This is a genomic window from Achromobacter sp. Marseille-Q0513, from assembly GCF_018195695.1.
Lineage (GTDB): Bacteria > Pseudomonadota > Gammaproteobacteria > Burkholderiales > Burkholderiaceae_B > Achromobacter.
This window is the reverse complement of sequence record NZ_JAGTJY010000242.1, coordinates 1-7,721: the sequence shown is the minus strand read 5'-3', so window position 1 is coordinate 7,721 and position 7,721 is coordinate 1. Positions and strand designations below refer to the sequence as shown.

The following is a 7,721-nucleotide window of genomic DNA, read 5'->3' as shown; positions in this document are numbered from 1 at the left end:
CCTATATTGGGGTAAGCATGACCCCTTGGAGCGCCTGGAATGATCCCGTCTGAACGCCTGAAAGGCATCGAGGTTTTCGTCTGCGTCGCCGACGCCGGCAGCTTCACCGCCGCCGCCGACCGCCTCAGCCTGAGCGCGTCGGCCGTCGGCAAGAGCGTGGCGCGGCTGGAGGAGCGGGTCGGCGCGCGGCTGTTCGAGCGCAGCACCCGGCGGCTGGCGCTGACGGACGCGGGCGCGGCCTTTCATCGGACCTGCGTGCGGGTGCTGGACGAGCTGCAGGAAGCCGAGGCGGCGCTGGCCGCGCAGCGGCAGGAGCCGGCGGGCCGCCTGCGCGTGGACCTGCCCGCCACCTTCGGCAAGCGCAAGGTCCTGCCGCTGCTGCTGCAATTCGCGCGCCGCCATCCACGGCTGCAGCCGCGCGTCACGTTCACCGACCGTTTCGTGGACCTGGCGGAAGAGGGCATCGACCTGGCCGTGCGGATCGGCGGCCCCGACCGGCGCATGCCGGGCCTGAGCCATCGCCAGCTGGGCGTGGAACGGCTGGTGTTCTGCGCCGCGCCGGACTATCTGGACCGCCGTGGCGCGCCGAAGGACGTGGACGAACTTTCGCGCCATGACGCCGTGGCGTACGCCCGGGCCGATGGCGCGGCCGCCTGGCGCGTGCCGCTGGGCGAGATGCCGCCCGCCGGCCTGGCCGCCGCCATGGGTAGCATGCCGATCGAAGGCGCGATCACGCTGGGCGATGCCGAGGCCCAGCTCGACGCCGTGATCGCCGGCTGCGGCATCGCCCAGCTGGCGACCTGGCTGGCCGGCGACGCCCTGCGCGACGGCCGCCTGGTCCAGGTGCTGCCCGGCTGGGAAACGCCCGGCCTGCCGCTGCGGCTGGTCTGGCAGACCAGCCGGCAGCTGCTGCCGAAGGTGGACGCGACGCTGGAAATGTTGGGGGAGGGGGTGAGGGTCGAGTGAGGGAGGCCTACTTATGGTCTGAAATCAGGCGTTGCATGGTCCCATTCCGTGGGCAGGAAGAATATGTTCGATACCGACGCAGTCCGTTGTCGGAGACTTGCATGCTGACTTATCCCTACACACAGGGAAGGGGCAGCCTTGCATCACTTTGCGCGCCTTGGTGACCAGCAAGGTGTTCCTGTCCAATGAAATGATTCGGCAGGGCGTGCGCAAGGCGGAGCTGGCGCGCCGGCTGGGCGTGCATGTGCCGCAGGTGGATCGGCTTTTGAACCTGCGCCATTCGTCGAAGATAGAAATGGTCGAAACCGCCTTGGGACTGCTGGGACGCCGTCTGGACGTGTCTATCGCCTGAACTTCGCCGGCGCGGGCGGCATGGTTCCAATCGCGCTGGCAAAAAAACGGCCCTGGATGACTCCAGGGCCGTTTTTCGCATCTGAACACGCGCGGGCTTTACTCGCCAGCCGTCTCCGCCAGCACGCGGCGGGCTTCCTCGGCGACGCGCTCGGGGGCGGTGCCGCCCACGTGCTTGCGGGCCGCGACCGAGCCTTCCAGCGTCAGCACCTGGTGCACGTCTTCGCCGATGTCGGCGTTGTAGGCCTGCAGCTCGGCCAGCGTCAGGTCGGCCAGGTCGCAGCCGCGCTGTTCGCAGTCGCGCACGGCGTGGGCCACGACTTCATGGGCGTCGCGGAAGGGCAGGCCGCGCTTGACCAGGTAGTCGGCCAGGTCGGTGGCGGTGGCGAAGCCCTGCAGCGCGGCGGCGCGCATGTTGTCGGCCTTGACCTTGATGCCGCCGGCCATGTCCGCGAAGATGGTCAGCGTGTCGCGCAGCGTGTCCACCGTGTCGAACAGGCCTTCCTTGTCTTCCTGGTTGTCCTTGTTGTAGGCCAGGGGCTGGCCCTTCATCAGGGTCAGCAGGGCGACCAGGTTGCCGTTGACGCGGCCGGCCTTGCCGCGCGCCAGCTCGGGCACGTCGGGGTTCTTCTTCTGCGGCATGATCGAGCTGCCGGTGCAGAAGCGGTCGGCCAGGTCGATGAAGCCCACGCGCGGGCTCATCCACAGCACCAGCTCTTCGGACAGGCGCGAGACGTGCGTCATGACCAGCGCGCCGGCGGCGCAGAATTCGATGGCGAAGTCGCGGTCGGACACGGCGTCCAGCGAATTGCGGCAGACGCCGTCAAAGCCCAGCGTGCGCGCCACGCGCTCGCGGTCGATGGGGTAGGACGTGCCGGCCAGCGCGGCAGCGCCCAGCGGCAGGCGGTTGACGCGCTTGCGGCAGTCGGCCAGGCGCTCGGCGTCGCGGCCGAACATTTCGGCGTAGGCCAGCAGGTGGTGGCCGAAGGTCACGGGCTGGGCCACCTGCAGGTGGGTGAAGCCGGGCATGATGGTGCCGGCGTTGTCCAGCGCCACCGTGGCCAGGGCGCGGCGCAGCTGGCGCAGCAGCTCGATCAGGGTGTCGATTTCCTCGCGCAGCCACAGGCGGATGTCGGTGGCGACCTGGTCGTTGCGCGAACGGCCGGTGTGCAGGCGCTTGCCCGCGTCGCCCACCAGCTCCACCAGGCGCTTCTCGATGTTCAGGTGCACGTCTTCCAGGTCCAGCAGCCACTGGAAGCTGCCGGCCTCGATCTCGGCGCGGATCTGGGTCATGCCACGCTGGATGTCGGCCAGGTCCTGGGCGCTGATGATGCCCTGGGCGGCGAGCATGTCGGCGTGGGCCAGCGAACCCTGGATGTCGTGGCGCGCCAGGCGCTTATCGAAATCCACGGACGCGGTGTAGCGTTTGACGAGTTCGGAGACCGGTTCCGAGAACCGGGCGGACCAGGCTTGCGCCTTGTTGGCGAACTGGTTTTGGTCGGGGGAGGGGGTGTTTGCCATGATGGGCGGGATTATAGGGCCTGCCGGGGGCGTCCGCGGGCCGGACGTCGGCGCATGGCGCTGCCTCGGACGGCGGCCAGGGCGGCGCCGGCAGGCCGTGCCGTGCCGCGGAACCCCGGTACGGGAACGGGTGTCGGATAATTCGGCTTTGATTCGATCTGTTTGAGTGAGTGGAAACCCTATGCCCATGGACTGGGAAGACCTGGTGACCCAAATCGACGCCCAGCTGCCGAAGGAGGTCTGGGCGCAGACCCTGATCGGCATCGGCGTACTGGTGCTGACCGCCCTGTTCGTGCAGTGGGTGGTGGCGCGGGTGGTGCTGCTGCTGGCCCACCGCCTGCTGGTGTTGACCGGCCACGAGGACTGGGACAAGGCGCTGCAGCGCCGCCGTGCCTACCAGAACCTGTGGTACGCCGTGCCCTTCGCCGTGGTGTCGATGGGCATCGAGCTGGTGCCGCACGTGGACCGCGCCGCCGAGATCGTCGGCCGGCTGGCGCATGCCGGGGCCTGGATCTGCGTGTTCGTGGCCCTGTCCGGCGTGCTGAGCGCCTGGCAGGACACCTATTCGGCCACCACGCGGGCGCAGACGCGCTCGATCAAGGGCTATATCCAGATCGGCAAGCTGGTGCTGATGGTCATATGCACCGTTCTGGTGCTTTCCATCCTGATCGACCGCTCGCCGCTGTGGATGATCTCCGGCCTGGGCGCGCTGTCGGCCGTGCTGCTGCTGGTGTTCAAGGACACGCTGCTGTCGCTGGTGGCCAGCACCCAGCTCACCACCAACGACATGCTGCGCATCGGCGACTGGATCGAGATGCCGCAGTCCAACGCCGACGGCTTCGTCAAGGACATCGCGCTGCACACGGTCAAGGTGCAGAACTGGGACAACACCGTGACCACGGTGCCGACCTACAAGCTGTTCTCCGAGAGCTACCGCAATTACCGCCACATGTTCGAGTCGGGCGGGCGCCGCATCAAGCGCACGCTGCGCATCGACGCCGCCAGCGTGCGTTTCCTGACCGACGAGGAAGCCGGGCGCCTGATGCGCTTCCGCCTGCTGCGCGACTACCTGCAGGCCAAGACCAGCGACATCGCCCAGGCCAACCAGCACATGGGCGAGCAGGCCGCCGTGCCGGCCAACCGCCGCCGCCTGACCAATATCGGCACCTTCCGCATGTATGCGCTGGCCTACCTGAAGCAGAATCCGGAAGTGCGCCAGGACATGGCCATGATGGTCCGCATGATGGAGCCGCAGTCCGATGGCATCCCGGTCGAGGTCTATTGCTTCACTGCCGTCACCGCCTGGGTGGAATACGAGCGCATCCAGGGCGACATCTTCGACCACCTGCTGGCCATCCTGCCCGAGCTGGGCATGCGCCTGTACCAGCAGCCGTCCGGCGCCGACATCGGCGAGATGGGCGGCCGCCTGCGCGAGAGCGCGATGCGGGAAATGGGCCGCGACGGCGTCGGGCCGCAGGGGCAGGAATTGCCACGCTAGCCCCGGCCGCCCGCCCCGGCCGCCGCATGCGATAATTTTCCGATCGATTGTCACGTATTTGGAAACGCTGTCCATGAGCGCCGCCCGTGTAGGAATTGCGCAGATCAACGCCCTGGTGGGGGACCTGGCGGGCAATGCCGCCAAGGTGCTGGAGGCCGCCCGCAAGGCGCATGCCGAAGGCGCCGACGTGCTGGTCACGCCCGAACTGGTCCTGACCGGCTACCCGCCCGAGGACCTGCTGCTGCGCCCGCTGTTCGTCCAGACCCAGCAGGACGTGCTGGACCGCCTGCGCCAGGACCTGGCCGGGCTGGCCGGGCTGCACGTGCTGGTGGGCCACGTCCAGGCGCGCCAGGGCCGCCTGTACAACGCCGCCTCGGTGCTGTGCGAGGGCCGCGTGCTGGGCACCTACTGCAAGCGCGAGCTGCCCAACTACTCGGTGTTCGACGAGCAGCGCTATTTCTCAGCCCACGGCGAAGCGCTGGTGTTCAACGTCAAGGGCGTGCGCTTCGGCGTCAACATCTGCGAAGACATCTGGTTCGACCGCGCCCCGCGCGCCGCCGCCCAGGCCGGCGCCCAGGTGCTGCTGGTGCCCAACGCCTCGCCGTACAACACCGGCAAGCAGGAAGAGCGGCTGGAAGTGGCGCGCCGCTGCGCCCGCGAGAACCGCTACGCGCTGATCTACGCCAACATGGTGGGCGGCCAGGACGAGCTGGTGTTCGATGGCGCGTCCTTCGCGCTGGATGCCGCCGGCGAGCCGGCGGCGCGCCTGCCCGATTTCACCGAGGGCGTGAATTTCGTCGAGGTCGACGCCCAGGGCGGCGTCAAGCCGGCCTCGGCGCAGGCCGACGTGGCGCCGTACTGCCTGGAAGAGCAGGTCTGGAACGCGCTGGTGCTGGGCGTGCGCGACTACCTGGGCAAGAACCGCTTCCCCGGCGCCATCATCGGCCTGTCCGGCGGCATCGATTCGGCCGTGGTGCTGGCCGTGGCGGTGGACGCCATCGGCGCCGACAATGTGCGCGCCGTCATGATGCCCACGCGCTATACCGCCGACATTTCCCAGATCGACGCCGCCGACATGGCGCGGCGGCTGGGCGTGCGCTATGACGACATCGCCATCGGCCCGGCCGTGGACGCCTTCGAAGGCCTGCTGGCCGGGCAGTTCGCCGGCCTGCCGGTGGACGCCACCGAAGAGAACATCCAGGCGCGGGTGCGCGGCACGCTGCTGATGGCCCTGTCCAACAAGACCGGCCGCCTGGTGTTGACCACGGGCAACAAGTCCGAGATGACCACCGGCTACTGCACGCTGTACGGCGACATGGCCGGCGGCTTCGCCGTCATCAAGGACGTGCCCAAGACCCTGGTCTACCGCCTGGCCGTCTGGCGCAACCGCAATGGCGAGGTCATCCCCGAGCGCATCATCACCCGACCGCCCTCGGCCGAGCTGCGCCCCGACCAGACCGACCAGGACAGCCTGCCGCCCTATGACGTGCTGGATGGCATCATGGAACGCTACATGGAAGGCAACGAATCGGCCGACGAGATCGTCGCCGCCGGCTATCCGCCCGAGGCGGTGGAGCAGGTCGTGCGCCTCATCCGCATCAATGAGTACAAGCGCCGCCAGGCGCCGCCCGGACCGCGCATCACGCCGCGCGCGTTCGGCCGGGATTGGCGTTATCCTGTCACCAACGGATTCCGCGAAGCCGTCGGCAAATAGGCGCCGCGAGCGCCCCGGCCGCGCCCGGCCTTCCACGCAGATCGAAAAAAACCAGGACAAGCAAAGTGAAACAAGTTACCGCCATCATCAAACCCTTCAAGCTCGACGAAGTCCGCGAAGCGCTGGCCGAGGTCGGCGTCAGCGGCCTGACCGTCACCGAGGTCAAGGGCTTCGGCCGCCAGAAGGGCCACACCGAGCTCTACCGCGGCGCCGAGTACGTGGTCGATTTCCTGCCCAAGATCCGCGTCGAAGTGGTGCTGCCGGACGACCGCGTCGAGCAGGCCATCGAGGCCGTGGTCAAGGCCGCGCGCACCGGCAAGATCGGCGACGGCAAGATCTTCGTCACCCCGGTCGAGCAGGCCATCCGCATCCGCACCGGCGAAGCCGACGAAGAAGCGCTCTGACGCATTTCTTTCGTCCGGCACAGGCCGCGCCGCCCACCGGGTCGCGCGGCCTTTGTTTTTCCGGCTTGCCTGGATGACGTGACGGGCATCCAGGCGGAGCGCCATGCCGGTCATGCGGCAACGTCGCGCCTAGCGGATCAGCTGGTTCATCTCCAGGATCGGCATCATCACCGCCAGCACGATCAGCAGCACGAAACCGCCCATCACCAGGATCAGCGCCGGCTCCAGCAGCGCCGTCATGGCCATGGCGCGCCGCTCCAGGTCGCGCGACAGGTTGCGCGCGCCGCGATCAAGCAGTTCGGGCAGCTGGCCGGTCTTTTCGCCGCTGCCGATCAGGTGCACCAGCAGGCTGGGGAACACCTTCTGCGCGCCCAGCGCGGTCGATAGCGGCGCGCCTTCGCGCACGCGCGCCGAGGCCTCGTCCACGGCCTGGCGCAGCACTTCGTTGCTCAAGGTGCGGCGCGCGGCCTCCAGTGACGTCAACAGCGCCACGCCGCTGCCGCACAGGATCGACAGCGTGGACGCGAAGCGCGCCGCGTTCACGCCCAGCACGAAACGGCCGGCCAGCGGCAGGCGCAGCACGCGCGCGTGCCAGGCGGTGCGCGCCGCCGGCGCGCGCAGCGCGTAGCGCCACAGCGCGAAGGCGGCGACCAGGGCCGCGCCGGTGGCCAGGCCCCATTCGCGCACATAGTCTGACAGCGCCAGCATGACGCGGGTCAGCATGGGCAGCTGCTGCTTGGCGTGGCTGAAGGCCGACACCACCTGCGGCACCACATAGCCCAGCAGGAACACCACGATGATCACCGACACGCAGGCCACCACGACGGGATAGATGAAGGCCGTCATCACCTTGCCGCGCAGCGCGTTGCGTTCCTCGATGTAGTCGGCCAGCTTTTCCATCACCTGCGCCAGGTCGCCGGATTCCTCGCCGGCGCCGATCAGCGCGCGATAGATCTCCGGGAAGTCGCGCGGCCTTGCGGCCAGCGCCGCCGACAGCTTGTGGCCGGCGCGCACGTCGTCGCGCACGCCCAGCAGCACCGTGGCGATGTGTTTCTTCTCGGCCTGGTCCAGCGTGGCGCTGAGCGCCGCGTCCAGCGGCAGGCGCGCGGCCAGCAGGCTGGCCAGCTGGCGCGTCAGCCAGGCCAGGTCGGCATCGGACAGGCGCGCGCGCAAGGCGCCGCCCAGGCCCTCGGCGCGCGCGGCGGGGGCGGGGGACAGCGGCAGCAGGCCGCGGCCGCGCAGCTGGTTGCGGGCGCCGCGCTCGGTG

6 protein-coding genes and 1 pseudogene are annotated in these 7,721 nt (G+C 69.1%); 5 read left to right on the top strand and 2 right to left on the bottom strand.

What is annotated here, in order from left to right; all coding sequences use genetic code 11:
• Positions 1–39 precede the first annotated feature (39 nt).
• Positions 40–966 (top strand): LysR family transcriptional regulator, encoded by a 927-nt coding sequence (locus KDH83_RS28275; RefSeq protein WP_212321868.1) that lies wholly within the window; start codon positions 40–42, stop codon positions 964–966.
• A gap of 142 nt (positions 967–1,108) precedes the next feature.
• A pseudogene (locus tag KDH83_RS28270) lies at positions 1,109–1,318 on the top strand (type II toxin-antitoxin system HicB family antitoxin); the annotation flags it as partial.
• A gap of 98 nt (positions 1,319–1,416) precedes the next feature.
• On the opposite strand, the gene argH reads toward KDH83_RS28270, so the two are convergent.
• Positions 1,417–2,838 carry an argininosuccinate lyase gene (argH, locus tag KDH83_RS28265; RefSeq protein WP_212321865.1) on the bottom strand — a complete coding sequence of 474 codons (1,422 nt, stop codon included), beginning with the start codon at positions 2,836–2,838 and terminating at the stop codon, positions 1,417–1,419.
• A gap of 181 nt (positions 2,839–3,019) precedes the next feature.
• Between argH and KDH83_RS28260 the strand changes: the two genes are divergently transcribed.
• From KDH83_RS28260 to KDH83_RS28250, 3 genes are all read left to right on the top strand, one after another.
• The gene (locus tag KDH83_RS28260) at positions 3,020–4,336 is read left to right on the top strand and encodes a mechanosensitive ion channel domain-containing protein (protein WP_249205414.1); all 1,317 of its coding nucleotides are present in this window, start codon (positions 3,020–3,022) and stop codon (positions 4,334–4,336) included.
• A gap of 73 nt (positions 4,337–4,409) precedes the next feature.
• On the top strand, positions 4,410–6,050 hold the full coding sequence (locus tag KDH83_RS28255; protein ID WP_212321863.1) for an NAD+ synthase: 1,641 nt from the start codon (positions 4,410–4,412) through the stop codon (positions 6,048–6,050).
• 65 nt (positions 6,051–6,115) lie between these two features.
• Positions 6,116–6,454, top strand: a complete 339-nt coding sequence (locus KDH83_RS28250) for a P-II family nitrogen regulator (protein ID WP_103273941.1) — start codon at positions 6,116–6,118, stop codon at positions 6,452–6,454.
• A 129-nt stretch (positions 6,455–6,583) separates the two neighbouring features.
• On the opposite strand, the gene gspF is transcribed toward KDH83_RS28250, so the two are convergent.
• Positions 6,584–7,721 (bottom strand): type II secretion system inner membrane protein GspF (gspF, locus tag KDH83_RS28245; RefSeq protein WP_212321861.1); only part of this gene is annotated, 1,138 nt, incomplete at its 5' end.